This window comes from Kibdelosporangium banguiense (assembly GCF_017876405.1).
In the GTDB taxonomy this organism is placed as follows: domain Bacteria; phylum Actinomycetota; class Actinomycetes; order Mycobacteriales; family Pseudonocardiaceae; genus Kibdelosporangium; species Kibdelosporangium banguiense.
The window spans coordinates 5,753,871-5,773,449 of record NZ_JAGINW010000001.1; the positions used below are offsets into that span (position 1 = coordinate 5,753,871).

17 protein-coding genes are annotated in these 19,579 nt (G+C 66.4%); 13 read left to right on the forward strand and 4 right to left on the reverse strand.

Going from position 1 to position 19,579, the window contains the following annotated elements:
- Positions 1-315 precede the first annotated feature (315 nt).
- From JOF56_RS27080 to JOF56_RS27125, 11 genes are all read left to right on the forward strand, one after another.
- A complete protein-coding gene (locus tag JOF56_RS27080) occupies positions 316-1,569 on the forward strand; it encodes an ATP-binding protein (RefSeq protein ID WP_209642317.1) in 1,254 nt (417 codons plus the stop codon).
- Complete coding sequence (locus JOF56_RS27085; RefSeq protein WP_209642318.1) at positions 1,566-1,964, forward strand: roadblock/LC7 domain-containing protein; 399 nt, start codon at positions 1,566-1,568, stop codon at positions 1,962-1,964. The genes JOF56_RS27080 and JOF56_RS27085 overlap by 4 nt, the downstream gene beginning before the upstream one ends.
- Positions 1,961-2,323, forward strand: coding sequence for a DUF742 domain-containing protein (locus tag JOF56_RS27090; protein WP_209642319.1), 363 nt, complete (start codon positions 1,961-1,963; stop codon positions 2,321-2,323). The genes JOF56_RS27085 and JOF56_RS27090 overlap by 4 nt, the downstream gene beginning before the upstream one ends.
- Entirely contained in the window at positions 2,301-2,897 is a 597-nt protein-coding gene (locus tag JOF56_RS27095) for a GTP-binding protein (protein WP_209642320.1), read from the forward strand. Before JOF56_RS27090 ends, JOF56_RS27095 begins: the two co-directional genes overlap by 23 nt.
- Positions 2,894-4,270: a cytochrome P450 gene (locus JOF56_RS58290; protein WP_307855275.1), complete on the forward strand. Its 1,377-nt coding sequence runs from the start codon at positions 2,894-2,896 to the stop codon at positions 4,268-4,270. The genes JOF56_RS27095 and JOF56_RS58290 overlap by 4 nt, the downstream gene beginning before the upstream one ends.
- Entirely contained in the window at positions 4,252-5,367 is a 1,116-nt protein-coding gene (locus JOF56_RS27100; protein WP_307855803.1) for a cytochrome P450 family protein, read from the forward strand. The genes JOF56_RS58290 and JOF56_RS27100 overlap by 19 nt, the downstream gene beginning before the upstream one ends.
- A 184-nt stretch (positions 5,368-5,551) precedes the next feature.
- On the forward strand, positions 5,552-5,878 hold the full coding sequence (locus tag JOF56_RS27105) for a hypothetical protein (protein WP_209642322.1): 327 nt from the start codon (positions 5,552-5,554) through the stop codon (positions 5,876-5,878).
- A 217-nt stretch (positions 5,879-6,095) separates the two neighbouring features.
- Positions 6,096-7,040 (forward strand): Ppx/GppA phosphatase family protein, encoded by a 945-nt coding sequence (locus JOF56_RS27110; RefSeq protein ID WP_209642323.1) that lies wholly within the window; start codon positions 6,096-6,098, stop codon positions 7,038-7,040.
- Between the two features lie 63 nt (positions 7,041-7,103).
- On the forward strand, positions 7,104-7,484 hold the full coding sequence (locus tag JOF56_RS27115) for a Rossmann-fold NAD(P)-binding domain-containing protein (RefSeq protein ID WP_209642324.1): 381 nt from the start codon (positions 7,104-7,106) through the stop codon (positions 7,482-7,484).
- The gene (locus tag JOF56_RS27120) at positions 7,481-7,957 is read left to right on the forward strand and encodes a GNAT family N-acetyltransferase (RefSeq protein WP_209642325.1); all 477 of its coding nucleotides are present in this window, start codon (positions 7,481-7,483) and stop codon (positions 7,955-7,957) included. Before JOF56_RS27115 ends, JOF56_RS27120 begins: the two co-directional genes overlap by 4 nt.
- A 188-nt stretch (positions 7,958-8,145) precedes the next feature.
- Complete coding sequence (locus JOF56_RS27125) at positions 8,146-9,285, forward strand: glycoside hydrolase family 3 N-terminal domain-containing protein (RefSeq protein ID WP_209642326.1); 1,140 nt, start codon at positions 8,146-8,148, stop codon at positions 9,283-9,285.
- Positions 9,286-9,359: 74 nt separating this feature from the next.
- On the opposite strand, the gene JOF56_RS27130 is transcribed toward JOF56_RS27125, so the two are convergent.
- Together JOF56_RS27130 and JOF56_RS27135 are read right to left on the reverse strand one after the other, a co-directional pair.
- A complete protein-coding gene (locus tag JOF56_RS27130; protein ID WP_209642327.1) occupies positions 9,360-9,746 on the reverse strand; it encodes a bacteriophage spanin2 family protein in 387 nt (128 codons plus the stop codon).
- Between the two features lie 283 nt (positions 9,747-10,029).
- A complete protein-coding gene (locus JOF56_RS27135; RefSeq protein WP_209642328.1) occupies positions 10,030-10,557 on the reverse strand; it encodes an EF-hand domain-containing protein in 528 nt (175 codons plus the stop codon).
- Positions 10,558-10,778: 221 nt separating this feature from the next.
- On the opposite strand from JOF56_RS27135, the gene JOF56_RS27140 reads away from it, so the two are divergent.
- On the forward strand, positions 10,779-11,873 hold the full coding sequence (locus tag JOF56_RS27140) for a calcium:cation antiporter (RefSeq protein ID WP_209642329.1): 1,095 nt from the start codon (positions 10,779-10,781) through the stop codon (positions 11,871-11,873).
- Positions 11,874-11,917: 44 nt separating this feature from the next.
- Entirely contained in the window at positions 11,918-12,409 is a 492-nt protein-coding gene (locus tag JOF56_RS27145) for an NUDIX domain-containing protein (RefSeq protein ID WP_209642330.1), read from the forward strand.
- Positions 12,410-12,482: 73 nt separating this feature from the next.
- Here the strand turns inward: JOF56_RS27145 and JOF56_RS27150 are convergent, their stop codons facing one another.
- Together JOF56_RS27150 and JOF56_RS27155 are read right to left on the reverse strand one after the other, a co-directional pair.
- On the reverse strand, positions 12,483-15,953 hold the full coding sequence (locus JOF56_RS27150; protein WP_209648506.1) for a TM0106 family RecB-like putative nuclease: 3,471 nt from the start codon (positions 15,951-15,953) through the stop codon (positions 12,483-12,485).
- Positions 15,954-16,037: 84 nt separating this feature from the next.
- The gene (locus tag JOF56_RS27155) at positions 16,038-19,427 is read right to left on the reverse strand and encodes an EAL domain-containing protein (protein WP_209642331.1); all 3,390 of its coding nucleotides are present in this window, start codon (positions 19,425-19,427) and stop codon (positions 16,038-16,040) included.
- Positions 19,428-19,579 lie beyond the last annotated feature (152 nt).

Consider the following 19,579-nt stretch of genomic DNA (forward strand, 5'->3'; position numbering starts at 1 on the left):
ACTCAACGCCCCCAACGCCACTTTGGGGGCACAAGCGACTGTGAATTCTGTGTGTCCAAACTCGCCCTGTTGGGCGCGTGCGGCTTCCTACAGGTGCGGAGGAAATGGTAAAGCTGCATTTCAAAGGTCGCGCGAGAAGGAAATGGGACCGGTAATAGGTGTCCTTTATGGACATATGATAGTGCTTTGTGCGACCGGTTGCTCCATCGGAGGGAAACTGCTGCTGCCACTTGGAGCCGCACCGGCTCCCGTGATAGAGATCAATGCCGCAATGACTCACTGGGATCCGGCTACACGCCCGCACCAGAGGATTTGATGGATCAACAAACACTCGCGGTGGCTTTCTGGTTCCTGCTCGCCGCCGTGCTGCTCGCCGTATTTCTGCTGGTTCGCCAGCATCGCTCCGCCCGTGACGTGCGCGATCGCTGCGCCGCCGCGGAAGCCGGGCTGCGGATGCGGGCCGAGGAGGAGAACCACCTGATCGCCACGCGGCTGCCCGCGCTGGCCGAGGCGCTCAGCCACCGGCCGGTCGACGTGCCCGGCCCGCGATATCCCCAGCTCGCGGAGGCGCACGGCCGCGCGATCGAGCTGTTCACCGAGTCTGTGCAGCGAGCGACCGCCCGCGGCGAGCAGTCCGCCAAGGCGACGGTCAAGTCGATGATGCGTGCCGTCCAGAGCCTGGCCAACGAACAGCAGGTGGCGATCTCGTCGATGCAGGAGCGGCACGATGATCCCGACGTGCTGGCCGATCTGTTACGCATCGACCACATGAACTCCCAGCTGGGGCGGCGCGCGCAGGCCACGGCTGTGTTGTGCGGATCGTGGCCCGGGCAGCAGCGTTCGGCGTCGGCGCTGACCGACGTGGTTCGTGGCGCCACCTCGCGAATCCGCGACTACCTGCGGGTCAGCGTCCCCGCTGAGGCCGACATCGCCGTCGTCAGCCGCGCGGTCGAGCCAGTCGTGCTCGCGGTGGCCGAGCTGCTCGACAACGGCGCCCGCCACTCGCAGCCGAACACCATGGTCGAGGTCAACTTCCAGCAGACGCACAACGGCATGGTCATCATGATCGACGACGCGGGCGTCGGCATGACCGTCGAAGAACTGCAGCGTGCGGCCCGCCTGCTGGCAGGCGACGGCAGCAGCGACATCAACCGGCTCGGCGACCCGCCGCAGATCGGGTTCGCCGTCATCGGCGTACTCGCCAAGCGCTATGGCTTCCGCATCTCAGTGGATACACGCTCGCCCTACGGGGGCGTGCGCGCTGTCGTGTTCTTGCCAACCGAGCTGCTCACCCGGGCCGCCAAGCCCCAGATGCCGAACGTCGCGGTCACCCCAGGACCGGCGCCGGCAGCCGAAGCAGAGACCGGCGACGTCGACCGCACAGCGGGCGGCCTGCCACGGCGAAAGCGCCGTGACCGGGCCACCGCGGAGCCGGTCACGCCCCCGCCCGCGACCAAACCCGTCCAGCCCAACGAACGCACCGCCACCGGCCTCGCAGCCTGGCAGCGCGGCACACGCTCCGGCCGTACGGTCTCTCCTCCTGCCGTTGAAGGGAACACACCGGCATGAACAAGTTGGGTTGGATGCTGGACAACGCCATGCAGATGCCCGAGACACGGCACGCGATCCTGCTGTCCGCGGACGGGTTGCTGATGGCGCACTCCGGGAGCATCGACCGGGACGACGCCGAACGGCACGCCGCGGCCATGTCCGGCCTGCAGGCCCTGGCCCGCAACACCGCGGAGTTCTGCGGTGAGACACCGGCGAAATGGCAGCAGACGGTCAGCGAATTCCCCGGTGGTTACGTGTTCCTGGTGGCCGCCGGGCCGGGCGCGTACCTCGCCGTGTCGGCCTCCGAACGGGTCGACATGGAGGCGGTTTCCTTCCGGCTGCAGGAACTTGTGCAGCGCCTGGGCAAGGAGCTGACCAGCCCGCCGCGACAGGACGCCGGTAGTCCGGTATGACCGGCCCGCAGGGCTATCGGCGGGAGCGGGCCCTCGTGCGGCCGCATGTCGTCACCGGTGGCCGCGCCCATCCCAGCCGCAACACTTTCGACGTCGTCACCGTCGTGATGGCCACGCGCGAGAACGTGGCCGGGCTGACGCCGGAGAAACGGCGGCTGATGGAGCTCTGTCGCGGTGGCGCGCTGTCGGTCGCCGAGGTCGCCGCGCACCTGTCGTTGCCGATCAGCGTCACCAAGGTCCTGCTGTCGGACCTCGTCGACAGCGGCCACATCGCCACGCACGCCGCTGTCCCGCACACCACCCGCCCGGACGTAAAGCTTCTGAAGGACGTACTAGATGGGCTCCGCGCTCGCCTCTGACGGCGTGTACCTGCGTGACACTGTGCGGACGGCGGTGAAACTGCTGATCGTCGGGCACTTCGCGGTCGGCAAGACCACCTTCGTCGGCACCCTCTCCGAGATCCGCCCGCTGCGGACCGAGGAGACGATGACCCAGGCCGGCGCCGGTGTCGACGACCTCGCCGGGGTCAACGGCAAGAACACCACCACGGTCGCGCTCGACTTCGGCCGGCTGACGCTCAACGACGAACTGGTGCTCTACCTGTTCGGCGCGCCCGGCCAGCAGCGGTTCACCCAGATCTGGAAGGACATCGCGTACGGCGCACTCGGTGCGCTCGTGCTCACCGACACCCGCCGCCTCGAGAACTCGTTCGAAGTCATGGGCCTGCTGGAGGAACTCGGCGTGCCCTACGCGGTCGCGGTCAACGAATTCGAAGGCGCGCCGTCGTTTCCCGGCGAGGAACTGCGCGACGCGCTGGACCTGCTCGACGAGACACCGCTGGTGTTCTGCGACGCCCGTGACCCCGGCTCGTCCACTCAGGCGCTCATCGCGCTGGTCGACTACCTGCTAACCCGCACCCAGGAGAACGTGTGACTTCGCAAGCCGCACCGGGACAGGCCTGTCCCGTGCAACACGGCCGGATGCCCTTGTACGGCCCGGAATTCGCCGCGAATCCGGCCGAGACGTACCAGGTGCTACGCCAGTACGGCCCGGTCGCGCCGGTCGAGCTCGCGCCTGGCGTGTCCGCCAGCCTCGTGGTGGGGTACGACGCCGCGCTGGAAGTGCTGCGCAACCCGAACACGTTCCCGCGTAACCCCTTGGCATGGCAGGAAAAGATGCCGGCCGACTGCCCGGTGCTGCCGATGATGATGTACCGGCCGAACGCCCTGTTCGCCGACGGCGCGGCGCACGCGCGGTACCGGTCCGCAGTCACCGACTCACTGGCCAGAGTGGACTCGAACGCGCTGCGGGCCGAGGTCGAGCGCACCGCCGACCGGCTGATCGCCCGGTTCGGCCCGCGGGGCGAGGCCGATCTGCTGGCCGAGTACGCGGGCCTGCTGCCGCTGATGATGTTCAACCACCTCTACGGCTGCCCGCCGGAGCTGGGCGAACGGATGGTCGCGGGCATGCGCGGCATCTTCGACATGATCGATCCGGAGAAGGCCAACGCCGAGCTGACCCAGGCGATGCTGGAGCTGATCGCGCTCAAGCGCAGCAGGCCCGGCCAGGACGTTCCCTCGTGGATGATGGCGCACCCCGTGCAGCTGTCGGACGAGGAAGTGTTGCACCACTTGGTGTTGCTGATGGGAGCGGGCACCGAGCCCGAGCAGAACCTGATAGCCAACGGGATCCGGCTGCTGCTGGCCGACGACCGGTTCGCCGGCGACCTGTCCGGCGGCAGCCTGCCGGTCGAGGAAGCGCTCGACGAGGTGCTCTGGACCGACCCGCCGATGGCCAACTACTCGGCGAGCTATCCCGTGCAGGACACCGACTTCGCCGGTGTGCGGCTGCCCGCCGCCGAGCCCGTGGTGATCAGTTTCGCCGCTGCCAACAACGATCCCGCCCTGGCCAACCAGCAGCGTTCGGGCAACCGGGCACACCTGGCGTGGAGCGCCGGCCAGCACTCCTGTCCGGCGCAGCAGCAGGCCCGGCTGATGGCGTCGGTCGCCATCGAGAAACTCCTGGACGGCCTGCCCGACATGCGGCTGGCCGTCGCCGTGGACGAGCTGGCCTGGCGGCCGGGCCCGTTCCACCGTGCGCTGACAGCGCTCCCCGTGCGTTTCACCCCGGTAAGTGTGCCCGTCCAACCTGACGAGACGCCTGGAGAAACCCCATGGAACGCACCTCGTGCCCCTATGTCCTCGACCCGACCGGACGAGACATCCACACCGAAGGCGCCGAACTCGCCGAGCGAGGCGCCGCGACGCTGGTGGAGCTTCCTGGCGAAGTGGTGGCGTGGTCGGTAAACACCCAGGAGGCGCTCCGGCGGCTGCTGAGCGACTCACGGGTGTCGAAGAACCCACGGATGCACTGGCTGCGTTACATAAACGGTGAGATCACCGAGGACTGGCCGATGCACCTCTGGGTCTCGGTGCAGAACATGTTCACCGCGTACGGCGCCGACCACCGGCGGCTGCGTTCGTTGGTGTCCAAGGCTTTCACGCCGCGCCGGGTGGCCGCGATGCGGCCGCGGATCGAGCAGATCACCGCGCGCCTGCTGGACACCATGGACGCTGCGTCCTCTTCAGGACAGCCGGTGGACCTGCGGGAGGGCTACGCGTACCCGGTCCCGATCGAGGTGATCTGCGAGCTGTTCGACGTGCCGGGCTCGCTGCGGCCGGGCCTGCGCGAAGTGGTGGACGGCGTCTTCGACACCACCCTCACCGCCGAGCAGGCACAGGCCAATGTGGTCAGGCTGTATCAGATCATGCACGAACTCGTTGCCACCAAACGGGAAAACCCCGGTGACGACCTCGCCAGCGGGCTGATCGCGGTGCGCGAGGAGGACGGCTCGCACCTGGAGGAAGCCGAGCTGGTGGACACGCTGATCCTGGTGATCTCGGCGGGCCACGAGACCACGGTGAACCTGCTCGACCAGGCGGTCACGGCTTTGCTGACCCATCCGGAACAGCTGGAGCTGGTGCGTTCGGGCACCAGCTCCTGGGCGGACGTCGTCGAGGAGACGCTGCGCTGGCAGGCGCCGGTGGCGTACCTGCCGCTGCGGTACGCGGTGGAGGACATCGAGCTTGACAACGATGTCACCATCCGTCGGGGCGACGCCATCCTGGCGGCGTACGCCGCCTCAGGCCGTGATCGCTCGGTGTTCGGCGACACGGCGGATTCGTTCGACATCACCCGGCCGGACAAGACCCATCTCGCGTTCGGTCACGGCGTGCACTACTGCCTTGGCGCGCCACTGGCACGGATGGAGGCGGAGATCGCACTACCCGCGCTGTTCGACCGTTTCCCGGGCCTCAAGCTGGCCATGGCGCCCGAAGAGCTCGAGCCGAGCCATTCGTTCATCTCCAACGGTCACGTGACGCTGCCGGTCAACCTGCGCTGACCTCTGAAGGGCGTGTCTCCGTCGCGGCGGAGACACGCCCTTCCCAGTGCGTCCAAAGCTGAAAACGATGGTCATTACGGAATGTAGGGGCCGTTACCCGGTCAGGTCACAAGGGCCGACCAGACCAGTGATATCCGGCCGCAACCCTCGGTCCGGAGTGGACTGACGGGTTACCGTGCCGGATATGACCGATCAGTTCGTGAGTGACCGTGCGGCAGGTCATGCCCGGGTTGAGTTCGCTGAGTTGCTGTTCCAGGAGGCGCCCGACGTCTCCGCGGCACCCCAGCCGTCCTCGGAGCTGACCGCGCAGGTCCAGGCATCGTCCCTGCTGGCGATCTACTACGAGTTGCGCCATGGCAACGATGTGCGCGCAGCCTACGTACGCGCCCTGGAAGAACACCGTGCCGCATTGGAGGAATACGCCACGAGAGTGGCTGATGTCGCACCTTTGGCCATCCCGGCCCAGATGAGCGAGCCCGAACTCCTGCCGGTGCGTGAACCCGTGGACTAGCGGTGCGCTCCGGTGACAGAGGACAGCCGCGGAGATTGCGGTAGGCCAACACCTTTCGTCATACGTCTACTCTGACTGTGCGAAGTGACGTAGGCCGTTTGCGATGTGTTTGGCCCGTGACGCTTGGTCTATCGGCTTGACTGTGGCGGGGTGTCTTTGCCAGGGTTTCTGTTTCGGCGTGAGAGGGTATTCGGGATTGGTTGAGGTGAGGTGACCGATGCGTGCGCAGTCGACCCAGGTAGGTGTGCTGGACATAGGTTGTTTCAGCGCGCATCTGGTGGTCGTGGAGCGCGCGCGGAGTTCGCCGTTGTGGCCGGTGCTGAGCCACAAGATCCGGCTGCGGCTCGATCAGGCGATGGATTCGCACGGCCGCATAGGCCAGGACGCGATCGACCGGATCACCGCGGCCGTTTCGGCCGCCCAGCGCAGGATCCCGCAAGGTGTCCCAGTGGTCGGGTTCGCGACGTCCTCGGTCCGGGACGCGGCGAACAGCGACCAGATCATCCGACGTGTGTTCCGAAGAACAGGCGTCGAATTGCAGACGTTCTCCGGTGAACAAGAAGCGCACCTGTCCTACATCGCGGCCCGGCAGTGGTTCGGCCACTCGGCCGGGCCGTTGACTGTGCTGGACGTTGGCGGCGGCACGGCCGAAATCGCCACAGGAGCCGGAATCCAGCCGCTGGCGACCTATTCGCTGCCGTTCGGTGCCCGTACGCTGACCCGGACCTGGTTGGACAGCAGTCAAACACTGCCCGACATGCGCGCCGAGGTGCTCGACCGGGTGCGGAAATCCTTATCCGGCAAGGAACTCGTCGGCACAGCGGTAGGCTGCTCGAAAGTCATGCAGCAACTGGCCCGGCTCGCCGGTGCACGCCCGCAGCGCGAGGGCCCGTACGTCCCGCGGCACCTGCAACTGGCCGACCTGCAAAAGTGGATTCCGCGCCTGGCAAAGCTTCGCGCTTCCCAACGCGCCGAACTCCCCGGTATTTCCCGCCATCGCGCCCAGCAGTCACTGGCCGGCGCGGTCGTCGCCGAAGCACTGCTCACCGCGACAGGCCACGAGCAGGTGAACATCTGCCCCTGGTCCACCAAGGAAGGCCTGCTGATCCGCCTGCTGGAAGACCCGCGTCTGGTGGAACGCAGCGCCTTCCAGGCTGCCTGACAGCTCCTGACGACCTGGTTCGTGAAATGTCGTGGTAGAGTCAAGGAGCTGGGGCAGATCGTGATGCCGGCCTGGAGCACCGAACGCGTTGTTCTCATTGGCGAGGCGAGCTACGCGGTGTCCCTGCTCGCCGGTCAAGGCGCCTCACTCGGGATAGCGGGCGCCTACATACTGGCTGATCAGCTCGCCCGTGACCAGTCGATCGGCCAAGCCCTTGTGCGGTACGAAAAGCTCTGGCGCCCAGTCGCCGAGGAGAAGCAGAAGACCGGCCGGGGCAGCGCCCGGTGGTTCGCTCCAAGGTCCACTGTAGACCTCCAAATCCGCCGCGCCTCCATGCGAATGGTGAACCTGCCGGTGATCAACCGCAGGCTCGTCGCACGCCTGGCCGGCAAGCCGAACAACCTGATCACAACCCTGACCCAATCCGAAGGACAGGTGGTATGACAGTCATCTTTCGGGCAGCCAGGCCCGCCGAGGCCACACTGCTGGGAGAAATAGCACTGCGCTCCAAGGCATACTGGGGCTACGACAAGGACTTCATGGAAGCCTGCCGCGCAGAGCTGACCTTCGCCCCGCAGGACGTCCTCGACCGCCGAATAGTCGTGGCGGAGCGCCAATCCAAGATCCTGGGCTTCTACAGCATCGACGGAGACCCACCCGAGGGCGAACTCGGCAACATGTGGCTCGACCCAGCCAACATCGGCACAGGCCTCGGCCGCAAACTGTGGCACCACGCCACCCAGACCGCCCAGGCAGCCGGCTTCAAGCAGCTGACCATAGACGCCGAACCGTACGCCGAAGGCTTCTACCTGGCCATGGGCGCCGAACGGATCGGCGAGACCCCATCCGGCTCAGTACCAGGCCGGGTACTGCCCCTGATGAAGGTCCAGCTGGACATCATCCGCATCGAGCCCTGACACCAGAGCGGCCGGCGAGTTGGCTGAGTCGATGCTGCCCGGTGGGAACGGCCACCGTTTGATGGCCACCGATCTGACGAAGGTGTTGCAGCTCCGGCTGTTGGACGAGACCGTGGCTGGGCTGCTCGCCGGGCAATTCGATTGACCGTGTGTTTGGTGTTGATCGTCATGGCCACTAACGTGGCAGCGTGAAGCGGGCGAGACGCGGTCTTCTCCTGGCTGCCGCGGCGGCCGGGGTGCTGCTGGCCACGACTCTCGTTGAGCATGAGGTGCCTGGGGTTCCTGTGGCGGCGCCAGCCCCCTTGGAGAAGCAGGTCCGCAAGCATGACCCACCCGTCACACCTTCGTGTGATTCGGTTGCCGCATCGTGGTCTGTACGTGAGCGGCTCGCGCAGTTGCTGATGATCGGGGTGCCGGGCAACGTCGACGGTGCCACCAAGCCTGTTCGTGATTACCAGGTCGGTGGCGTCTTTGTGCACGCGAACCCGGCTGGATTGCTGGTGGATGGCCGTCTTGCGCAGGTCAGGGCGGCGGCCAAGGTGCCGCTGACGGTGGCGATCGACGAGGAAGGCGGCCGGGTCCAGACTGTCGACCCGCTTGCCGGAAGCATTCCCAGCGCCCGGCAGATGGCCGCGACGATGTCACCCGATCAGGTCAGGGCCCAGGCCGCCGACCGCGGCAAGTTCCTCAGCACCGCGGGCGTGACGATGAATTTCGCCCCGGTGGTCGATGTGTCCAGCAAGCCTGCCAACACCGTGATCGGCGATCGCTCGTTCAGCGGCGATCCGGCCAAGGTGAAGCAGTACGCCATCGCGTTCGCGGCCGGGCTGTCATCGGCCGGTGTTGCTCCTGTCCTGAAACACTTTCCGGGGCACGGGAACGTTGATTCCGACTCCCACAAGACAACTGCGGTCACAGCGGACCTGAACAGCCTTGAGGCCACGGATCTGGTGCCGTATCAGGATTTGGGCGACTACGGCCGGGTCGCGGTGATGGTGGGGCACCTGGTCGTGCCCGGCCTGACAGGTCAGGAGCCTGCGACACTGTCGCCGGCCGCGTACAAACTGTTGCGTGAGCAGTTCCGGTTCGACGGTCTTGTCGTGACCGACGATCTTGGCGGGATGCGGGCCATCTCCGACCGATATGACTTGCCGGAAGCGGTTTTACGGGCGATCGCGGCGGGTGCGGATGTCGCCTTGTGGTCGTCCGGCGCGCGCGTCGGCGACGTGCTTGACCGATTGGAAGCGGCAACCCGATCGGGTGAGCTTTCCGCTGACAGGTTGCGTGACGCCGTGCAGCATGTACTGACCAGCAAAGGAATGTGCTGACTCCCTCGCAGAAACATGGTCGGACACCAGGAGAGCCCCGGGCGTGTCGCCCGGGGCTCTCCTGGTGCCTGTGGTTATGGGGAGCAGGCCTTGGTCAGGGCGGAGACCTGGTCGGCCTTGCGCTGCAGCCAGGCGGCCGGGCCACTGGCCAGGTCCTGGACCGTGGTGGCCTTCATGGTTGTGGCCAGGTCGTTGATGGCCTGGTTGACGGTTGTGTCGCCGGCTTTGGCGGCCAGCGCTGTGAGCTCGTCGCCGGTGGCCTTGGCCTTGTCGACGGCCGCCTGGGGGTCGGCGGAGTCGGGGGTGAAGCCGGCGACTCGGATCGCGTCGACGCAGACGGTGGCCGTATTGACGCCGCTGCTGACGCTGTCCGCGGTCTGCTGGGCCTGCTGGATCGCGTCGCAGCCTGCGAGCGCGAACACGAGGCCGGCGCCGAGCACGACGGTGGCGAGTCGCTTCATCGATATCCTTCCCTGGAGCAGGCGTCGAGTCCGGGCAGCCGGATAGGACATGAGCCGAGGATTTCGCGGAATTCCAGGACACACACTCCCTCCGGTTCTTGTCCGAACCGGAGGTCTCCCCAACCACGTCACGTGGCGCCGAGACCGGACCGCCACATGGGGCTGCCGAATTGACGATCTCGACCGGGTGGGTACTCCCCTCCGCACACACAGGATACCAGGGGCATGCCGTGCGTAAGCACCCGGTCGCACTGAGCAGGGCTTTATGCGCCTCTTGCAGGGGTCACGTCCCGAGTGGGCCGAAGACGAGGGTGCCCGGCGCGTCGGCGTTGTCACCCGCCCAGAACTCCAGCCACAACTCGGTGAACTCCAAACGGGACAGACTGCCGTCGCCGTTGCTGTCCAGCAGCGGGAAGATGCCGTCGGTGTCGGTTGGCCGGCCGTTGAAGACCTCGATCATCTGCCGGTACTCCGCGGCGGAGATCAGGCCGTCCTGGTTCTCGTCGATCGCCTCGAACATCGCGTCGGCGGTCGCGGTCACGGCTTCGGGCATGCCGGGCAGCTGGTCGACCACGAGCAGGACCTCGTCGAGGGTGACCAGCTCGTCCCGGTTCTGATCCGAGGCGGCCAGCAGCGTCGCCCACCAGCCGAGCATGATCCGCGTCAGCCGCTCCTGGTCCCCGGGCCCCCGCACGGCGGCCCAGCGTTCGGCCAACGCCTGGAAGTCGCGCTCGGCAAGAAATCCGTCGTGGTCGGCGTCCATCGCGGTGAAGACACCGGTGACCTTGCGCCGCTGCAGTTCGCTCGCCATGCGCTCGACGGTAGGCCGAATGTCGTAATCGGAATATCGGCCATTTAGGTCACCCCTGAATGGAGTAGGACTGCGGGGTGATAGAGGTCTCCAGACGGCTGATGTGTCAAGCGACGGAATGGTTCCGGCCACGAACGGCCGGCCGCGCCAAGCTGTCCGGTCCGGAACGGTGACCGTTTTCGGATAGGGTTTATGCAGGTCAGTCCTACCTGAAAGGAATCATGACAGCGATACGAGCTTTCTCGCGGTGGACTGTCCTGGTTCCTGTCCTGGCAGAGGCGGTGTTGCTGCTGACCTGGGGCAGGGATCTGCCCATGGTGGTCATGGCGTTCGTCGCGCTGGTCCTCGCCGGGGCAGTGCTGGCCGCGGTGCACCACGCGGAGGTCGTCGCGCACCGCGTGGGGGAGCCCTACGGCTCGCTTGTGCTTGCAGTAGCGGTCACCGTCATCGAGGTGGCGTTGATCGTGACGCTGATGATCGGTGGCGGGGCCGGCGCCGAATCACTGGCCCGGGACACGGTCTTCGCCGCGGTCATGATCACTTGCAACGGGATCATGGGGCTGTCACTGCTGATCGGCGCCCTACGCCGCCGGATCGCGGTGTTCAACTCGGAAGGCACGGGCGGCGCGTTCGCGACCGTCGCCACGATCACCACGCTCAGTCTGGTGCTGCCGACATTCACGACCAGCAAGCCAGGCCCCGAGTTCACGCCCGCACAGCTCGCTTTCGCCGCAATCGCGTCGCTGGGCTTGTATGCGCTCTTCGTTGCCATGCAAACGGTTCGGCACCGGGACTACTTCCTGCCGCTCAACGACGAAGGTGAGATCCTCGACGACGAGGTGCACGCCGAACCGCCGACCTCCCGGGCGGCGTTGATCAGCCTGGGACTGCTGATGGTGTCGTTGATCGCGGTCGTGGGCAACGCCAAGGCCGTGTCGCCCGCGATCGAGGCGGGCGTTGTCGCGGCCGGGTTTCCGCTGGCAGTTGTCGGTGTTGTGATCGCCTTGCTGGTCCTGGCGCCGGAGACACTCGCCGCGGTTCGCGCCGCCCGCCGTGATCGCGTGCAGACGAGCCTGAACCTCGCGCTGGGGTCGGCGATGGCGAGTATCGGCCTGACAATCCCGGCGATCGCGATCGCGTCGATCTGGCTCGACGGGCCGCTCATGCTGGGGCTGGGCCCGACACACATGGTCCTGCTCGCGTTGACGGTGGTCACGGGCACGCTCACGATTGTTCCCGGCCGGGCGACGCTGCTGCAGGGAGGAGTCCACCTTGGACTCCTGGCAGCGTTCCTCTTCCTCGCCGTCAGTCCGTGAATACAACAGCCAGCGGCTGCAACGTCATGAAGTAGTTTCAGGGCATGGAACGCGACACCTTCTGCTCATACTGCGGAGCCCGGCACAGCGATGTGCCGGGTTACCCACGTAAGTGCCCCTCGTGCGGCAAACAGGTCTGGGCGAACCCGTCACCCGTGGCCGTGGTGCTTCAACCTGTGGTGGAAGGTGACCGAACAGGACTGCTGGTGGTGCGCCGATCCATTCCGCCGGTCGGCGAGCTTGCCCTGGTCGGTGGATTCATCGAGGAACACGAGACCTGGCAGGAATCCGCGGCCCGCGAAATGCTCGAGGAAGCCTCTGTCGTGGTGGCGCCCGAGTCGCTGTCGCCGCTGGGATTTGTGTCCGTCCCATATTGCATCCTGCTGTTCTGCATCGCGCCGCCGCTCACCGAGCTGCCCGAGTTCGTCGTCAACGCCGAGGCTTCGGAGCGGCGGGTCATCTTCGAACCTACGGAGCTGGCTTTCGCGGCGCAGACCGAAGAGGCCCGCAAGTTCTTCGATTCCCTTGCCCAATAGTGCTATCTGGGAGATCGCAGCGCGAGTGCGGGGCACGCCGCCACCGAGTCTGCTCACCGATCCTGGGAGGGCCTTAGGACAAACCTGTCGATTGGCCGGCGACCGGCCACGACCGGGCGCCGGCCTGCAGGCCGATCATCCCGGACACAAGTCGCATCTGCTCGACGTCCCGGATGTCCGCCTGCACCAGCCGTGGCGAGCAAACCAGCAGAGCGAGCGCTTGCGCGCGGGACAAAGCCACGTTGAGACGGTTGCGGGACAACAGGAAGTCGAGCCCACGCGGCAGGTCCACTGCGGACGACGACGTCATGGTGACGAGCACCACTGGCGCCTCCTGACCCTGGAACCGATCCACGGTACCGACCCGGGTCTCGGCGAACCCGGCCTCGTCCAACGCCCGCCGGACGATTCTGACCTGCAGGTTGTACGGTGCCACCACCAGAATGTCCGAATCGCTCAAGGCCTGCGCGTGTGACCCGTTTATCCACTTGCGACCGATCAGCGATCGCACGGCCGCGACCACGGCGTCGGCTTCCTCGGGCGAACTCGTGATGTTGTGGCTGTGGTCGACGTACTGGACGTACAACCCAGGGTCGATGCCCTCGACCCGGCGTTCGGCAGCGGTCGGGTGTGCGTGCAGCAGACCGGAGTAGGACAACCGGGACACCGGGTCGCAGACGTCCGGGTGCATCCGCCGAGTCTGGTCCATGAAGTAGCCCAGGTGCGGCGGGATCACATCAGCGTCGCCCAGCAGATGCCCCAGGGCGGACGCATCCGCACCGGCTGGGTGCGTACCCTGGACAACCTGCGGCAACTGCTGCGGATCACCAAGCAGCACAAGGTTTCGAGTGCACGTCGACACGGCGAGCGCGTCGGCCAAGGCGAACTGGCCGGCCTCGTCGATGATCAGCACGTCGAACTTCTCGTCCCGCATGGCGGCATTGGCGAACGTCCACGCCGTGCCGCCGACGAGATACCCGCCGCCCTGATCGGCCCGCCACCGCACCAGAGAAGGATTGTCCTTCGGCTGATCCCACTCGCAATCCTTGGCAGGAGTGCCTTTCGCGCGTTTCGCGCACGGAATCACGACGCCGAGCTCACGTCCGGCCGCCACGGCCGAGCTGAGCACGTTCTCCACGGCCTTGTGGCTGTTGGACGTCACCGCGACCGACTTGCCCTTGCCGATCAGGTGCACGATCAGCCGGCCGGCCAGGTAGGTCTTGCCGGCACCGGGCGGGCCCTGCACGGCCAGCGTCGATCCGTCCAGCGCGTCGACCGCCGAAATCACTGTTGCGACAAGGTCTTCGCCCTGGGGGAGGCTGCCGTGACGGGTCTGCGGCGGGAGCCTGCGCAGCAGATCGATGCCGGGGTGTGCGGGCAGCATCGGCAGGATCTCGATCGAGCCTTCCGCGAGCGAGTACACGGCCTCGTCCTTGGGCTGTGGCTTCACCGGATCGCCTGGCAGCACGGCTATCGGGAGATCGGACGTGATCTCGTCCGGCTTCGCGCTCTCCTCGACGGTCAGCGTGTCGGCGGTCTCGGAGACGATCTTGGCATTCCGGGTCCAGTTCACCGGACTACCTGAATACAGCATTCGGACTTGGTCGTTCGGCCCGAACGGATGCGGCCGGTCCGGATCGCACCGGGCATGCAGCAAGCGCTTGGCATTACGCACCCGGCCGCTGGGCATCGCCCATTGCTCGGCCTTCACCGAGACCGGGACGGTGCACGCCGTGTCGGATTCCAAATCGGACAGTGGGGCGCCGACCTGCCGGAAGAAGTCCCACCAGGCAGGGTTGGTCTCGCGGCGGTGATAGCCCACACTGGCCGCGAGCAGGCCGCGAGCCAGTTCGTCCTCGGTCGCGTCCGCCGGGTCGTCCGGCAACCCGTCCAGCAGAGGCTCGACCACGGCGGCGATCCGGGCCGCACGTTCCGCGCGGCGCTGGGCTGCTTCGGCTTCGGCCGTCTCGTCGATCAGGACGTCCATTTCGGACACGTCGGGCTGGTGCGGCTCGATGCCCGCCTCGGCCCGGACCTGCAGCAGAAACCGGTAAAGCCGGTGCGTGGAAACGCAGTCGTACTCGTTGTAGTCCTTGATCCCGTCCAGCACCGCCTCGGCTTCGCCGACGTCGTCGGCCGCGAGCAGCGTCAGGTACTCCTCGTACGCCTCGATGCTGGAGACCGCGTTGACGACATCACCGGCACGTTTGTCCGGCATGTACAACGGTTCCAGGTACTTGATCGAGTAGGACCGTTGCGAGACCCGCAATCCCTTACGCACCACGGCATAAAGGTCGACCAGCGAACCGGCCCGCAACAACGTGTCGACCGCGTCCTCACGCGTGCCGTGCAGTGCAGCGAGTTTCTTCAGCGCGTTCACTTCGTACGGCGCATAGTGATAAATGTGCGCACCCGGATGGGTGATGGTGCGTTCCAGTGCGAAGTCGACGAAATCCTCGAAAGCGCGTTTCTCCTGGGCTCGGCTGTGCGCCCAGAACGGCTGGAACTCCTCTTTGCCCTCAGCCACGGTCACCGCACCGAACAAGTACTCCAATCCGGTTCCCGCCAGGGCGAACGGATCGCCCTCCATATCGAAGAACACATCACCCGGGCTGGGTTCCGGCAGTGCGGCGAGCGCACTGTCGGAAAGGACCTCGTACGCCACCTTGCCGACCGGATCCTCGGCGGTCCGCGAATCATCCTGGATGACCTGGATCGTCGCCTGCGCCCGCAGTCCGTTGAACGTTGCCACCGACATGGTGCCCGGCCGGTCCGCCGCGGTCGCGTTCGCCAGGTGGTCGATCGTGGACATACCCGCCGCGACAAGCTTCCGGCGCTGGTCAGTCCGGATATTGGCGACCAGCGAAAGATCCCGTGAGGCCTCCCGACCGGAAGCGCAGTGCTGGCCGAATTTGCATGTCACACAAGCGGGCCGCTCATCCGCCCACAACCGGGGAGGCAGCTTCGCCGGCTCCGCCAGCTGTTCCTGTAGACGGACCCGCAAATGCGTTACCAATGGGAGGAAATCGTTGACACGATAGGAGTGCGTCGTCCCGTCACCCAGAATGAGATGCATTTCCGGGCCGGCCGAGTATCCCGCGTCCCGCAACGCGGCCGCGTACGTGGTGAGTTGCAGAACTGCGGACGGTTTGGGATGCCGGGTCAGCTTCGTGTCGTGCGGTTCGTATTCCCCGTCCTTGGTCCGGATCAGGAAATCCGCGCGGCCGTAGAACTTCCCGTCGTAGAAGACGGCCTGATAGATCACGGGCGCGCCGGACTCGATTGCCACCCGTGTCTCGGCGGCGGCCTTGACCAGCGCTTGCGGTTGCGGTGCGGGCAACTCGATCCGGATCACTCCGGCGCCGTACTTCTCCTGCAGCTTCGTCAGCGTCGCTTGCTCGTGGGCCAGTCCATGCTTGGCCACCAACAGGTTCTGCGGTGCTTCGGGCTTCGGCGCACCCTCCACCTTGGCCGACAAGGCGTAGTCCAGCGCGCTGCGATGCCCACACTCCAGTAGATCTACCAGGTCCGCGGGCGAGATCACGGGACCGTCCGGAGTGACGAGCACGCCAGGCAGTATTACCGCAAACCCGTCCCGAACCGGGGACCCCGGCCCCGGCGAGTCGCTTCAGGAGGGTTTGGCGGTCGAAACGACACCGTTCTTGCCTGCGCCCAGGATCGGCGGATCGAGCTGGGGACGGCCGAGCAGGTAGCCCTGGGCCTGGTCGCAGCCGAGTTCCTGGAGCATCGTGAACTGGGAGACGTCCTCGACGCCCTCGGCGATCGTGGTGAGGCCGAGGGCCTGGCCGAGGCGGATCACGGCGGTGACGATCTCGCGGTCGGACGGGTCGGTGGACAGACCCGCGACGAACGAACGGTCGACCTTGATGATGCTGACCGGCAGCCGTTTGAGGTAGCTCAGCGACGAGTAGCCGGTGCCGAAGTCGTCGATGCCCAGGCCGACGCCCATTTCACGGAGTTCTTCCAGTTGCCGCAGCGTCGAGGTGTCGGCGTCCATCAACACCGTCTCGGTGAGTTCCAGGGCCAGCGCGGTCGGCTCCAGGTTCGCACCGTCCAGGGCCCGGGCCACGGTCCGGGCGAGGTCGGGCTGGGTGGCCTGACGTGCGGAAAGGTTGACCGCGGCACGGAAATCAGCCGGTACGAGGCCGTCCGCACGCCATTCGGCGAGCTGACGGCACGCCTCCTCCAGAACGTACGTCCCGATCGGCACGATCAGGCCGCTGTCCTCGGCGACCTGGATGAACGCCGCAGGCGGCAGCAGACCGCGGCCGGGGTCGTCGAGCCTGACCAGGGACTCCACGGCGACCGCACGGCCGGTGCCCAGTTCGATCACGGGCTGGAAATGCAGGACGAACCGGTTGTCCCGTAAGGCCTGCCGTAGCCTCGACGCGATAGCGACCCGGTCGACGGCGCGGGCACGGCGGGTCTCGTCGAAGATCTCCCAGCGGTTCTTGCCCTGCGTTTTGGCACCGTACATCGCGGCGTCGGCGTTACGCAGCATGTCCTCGGGGGTGAGGGCTTCGCCGTCGGACAACGAGATGCCCAGGCTGGCCGTGACTTCGACCTCGTAGCCGCCGACGGTGACGGGCTTTGCCACGGCCGAGGTGAGTCGCTCGGAGATCTCCACGGCGTTCTGTTCGTTCTGCAGGTCCGAGCAGAGCACGACGAACTCGTCGCCGCCGAGCCGCGCGACGGTGTCCGCGGGCCTGACCTGCTGGCTGATCCGGCGCGCCATCTCACGCAACACGTGATCGCCCACGTCGTGTCCGAGGCTGTCGTTGATGTCCTTGAAGCCGTCGAGGTCGATGAAGACGACGGCCGTCAGCGATGGGTGCCTGTCCGCGCGAGCGAGCACCTGCTTGAGACGGTCCATCAGCAACGCACGGTTAGGCAACCCGGTGAGGGAGTCGTGTAGCGCCTGATGAACCAGCCGTGCCTCCGCGGCACGCCGTTCGGTGATGTCCTCGATCTGCGTGACGAGGTACAGCGGCCCCTTGTCGGACCGCACGACGCACACGGTCACCTGGCCCCAGACGATGTGCCCATCAGCGTGGTAGTAGCGCTTCACGCCGTGGAACGGTTCGTCGCTGCCTGCCATCATCGCGGCAACTGCCACACCGCCCACGGCGAAGTCGTCGGGATGCGTGACGTCCTGCACGCTCATGTCGAGCAGTTCCTGCTTCGTGCGCCCGAGCATCTTGCATAACGCCGGATTGACCTGTATGAACCGGGCGCCCTTGGCGACCAGGCACATGCCGATCGACGCGTGCTCGAACGCCTGCCGGAACCGTTCCTGCGCGTCCTGCAGGTCACGCTCGGCCGCGCGTTTCGCGGTCACGTCGATGCCGGTCGCGATGACGTGCGTGACCTCGTCCTCGTCGTTCACGAGGCCCGCGTTCGACCACTCCACGCAGATCTCGGCGCCGTCCTGCCGGACCCACGTGTACTCGAACTGCTCCGGGAAGCTCGACGGCTTCAGGCTCCGGTAGTAGGCCTCGGCCGGCCCGCGTTCGTACTCCGGCAGGAACACCTCCCAGAATGTCCGGCCGGCGACCTGGTCGAACGTGTATCCGGTCGTGGTCTCGCAGGTCTTGTTGAACCGGACGATCCGGCCCTCCCGGTCGAACACGATCACCAGGCTGCCCGCGACGTTCACGATCGCGTCGATGAAGTCGTGCTCGGCCTGCAGCTGCTGCGCGGACCGTTGCTGATCCTCGACCATGTCCTGCAGCCGTTGCGCCATGCCGTTGAACGCCGTCGCCATGTCGCCGATCTCGTCGCGGCTACGCACCTGTACGCGTTCCGCCAAGTTGCCGCCCGCGAGTCGTGTTGCACCACGCGCGACGGCACCGACGTCGCCGCTCATCCGTCGCGCAAGCCAGATCGTCAGCAGCATGGTGATGATGAACGCGACGAGCACCATGGACAGCGCGAGCGTGCGGTCCCCGATGTCACTGCTCTGGCGCAGCTGCAGCAGCCGGCCTTCCTGCTCGAATATGGCTGTCCACAGTGATGTCATCGCGTTGGACGCGTTCTCGACCGAACGCTTGTAGTCCGCGCGGTTTAGACGGACCGTGCCGGACTCCACGAAATCGCGTGTGGTCGTGGTCGCGAGGTCCGTGACGGCCATGTACGCAGCCCGTAACTGTGGCGCGAGTGCCTCACGAACGGAATGCGTCTCGGGGCTGTCACCGATCGCGCGGAACGTCGTGAACAGGTTGTCCTGGATGACGTCCGCGTGCCGGACGAGCATCCGCACGTCACCGGCGATCTTGGTGCGGTCCGGCAACGTGATGTCGCCGCCGGCGAGCAGGGTGTCGACGTCGTCACCGAGGCGGTTGACCCGGTCGACCAGTTCGGGCGCACACACGATCATGGCGTCGGCCAGGTGATACGTGCCCAGCTCGGAGTCCAGGACGAGGTTCGACGACGCGCCGACGTAGGTGATCAACGTCCGGACGTCGCTGATCAGCAGCGTGTGGGCGGCATCCGTGCCGACCGGGGCGCGTGGGCTGACCTTCCACGCGTGCCAGTTACCGGCCTGTGTGGACGGCATCGCGCCTACGCTCAGATCGGGCGCGGTCGTCCGCAGGTCGGCGCCGAGACGACTGTCCACCTCGATCAGTTCGGCGTAGTGCGCGTCGATCTTCTCCTGTAACGCCAGCAGGTCCCCGGCCGGGCGGGTACCGTCCCGCACCTGCTCGAACTCCGTTTTGTGCCTGGCCAGTTCGGGCAGTAGCGCGCCGAGCGGGCGCAGGTATTCCAGGCCGCGTTGTTCGTTGCCGGTGAACTCGATCCGGCGGGAACTCGCGTCCAGCAACAGATATGTGGCGCCCGCCAACGGCACCGTGAACGCGAGACCGATTATCGCGAGCTTGTGCCAGATACGGGACCGCTTGCCATAGCGACCTCGGTGCGCGCGCAGGACGCCTACCTCCGTGCCCGGTTGTGGTGTGCAGCGATCAGTATGGGTGACGAGGACGCGGCATACGACCACAACCTCGGATTTGATGTCCTTTTCTTGACAACGGACGTCCTATGATGGACTCGTCATTACTCCGAAAGAGTTACATGAAGAGCCTGACCTGGTAGTTCACCTCGCGCTGCGGACTGGTGAAAAGGTATGCAACACGTCCCGATTCACGGCGA

Excerpts from the sequence above, each read along its gene's own strand:
- JOF56_RS27080 (WP_209642317.1), top strand. The coding sequence starts at position 316 with ATGGATCAACAAACACTCGCGGTGGCTTTCTGGTTCCTGCTCGCCGCC.
- JOF56_RS27085 (WP_209642318.1), top strand. The coding sequence starts at position 1,566 with ATGAACAAGTTGGGTTGGATGCTGGACAACGCCATGCAGATGCCCGAG.
- JOF56_RS27090 (WP_209642319.1), top strand. The coding sequence starts at position 1,961 with ATGACCGGCCCGCAGGGCTATCGGCGGGAGCGGGCCCTCGTGCGGCCG.
- JOF56_RS27095 (WP_209642320.1), top strand. The coding sequence starts at position 2,301 with ATGGGCTCCGCGCTCGCCTCTGACGGCGTGTACCTGCGTGACACTGTG.
- JOF56_RS27105 (WP_209642322.1), top strand. The coding sequence starts at position 5,552 with ATGACCGATCAGTTCGTGAGTGACCGTGCGGCAGGTCATGCCCGGGTT.
- JOF56_RS27110 (WP_209642323.1), top strand. The coding sequence starts at position 6,096 with ATGCGTGCGCAGTCGACCCAGGTAGGTGTGCTGGACATAGGTTGTTTC.
- JOF56_RS27115 (WP_209642324.1), top strand. The coding sequence starts at position 7,104 with ATGCCGGCCTGGAGCACCGAACGCGTTGTTCTCATTGGCGAGGCGAGC.
- JOF56_RS27120 (WP_209642325.1), top strand. The coding sequence starts at position 7,481 with ATGACAGTCATCTTTCGGGCAGCCAGGCCCGCCGAGGCCACACTGCTG.
- JOF56_RS27130 (WP_209642327.1), bottom strand. The coding sequence starts at position 9,746 with ATGAAGCGACTCGCCACCGTCGTGCTCGGCGCCGGCCTCGTGTTCGCG.
- JOF56_RS27135 (WP_209642328.1), bottom strand. The coding sequence starts at position 10,557 with ATGGCGAGCGAACTGCAGCGGCGCAAGGTCACCGGTGTCTTCACCGCG.
- JOF56_RS27140 (WP_209642329.1), top strand. The coding sequence starts at position 10,779 with ATGACAGCGATACGAGCTTTCTCGCGGTGGACTGTCCTGGTTCCTGTC.
- JOF56_RS27145 (WP_209642330.1), top strand. The coding sequence starts at position 11,918 with ATGGAACGCGACACCTTCTGCTCATACTGCGGAGCCCGGCACAGCGAT.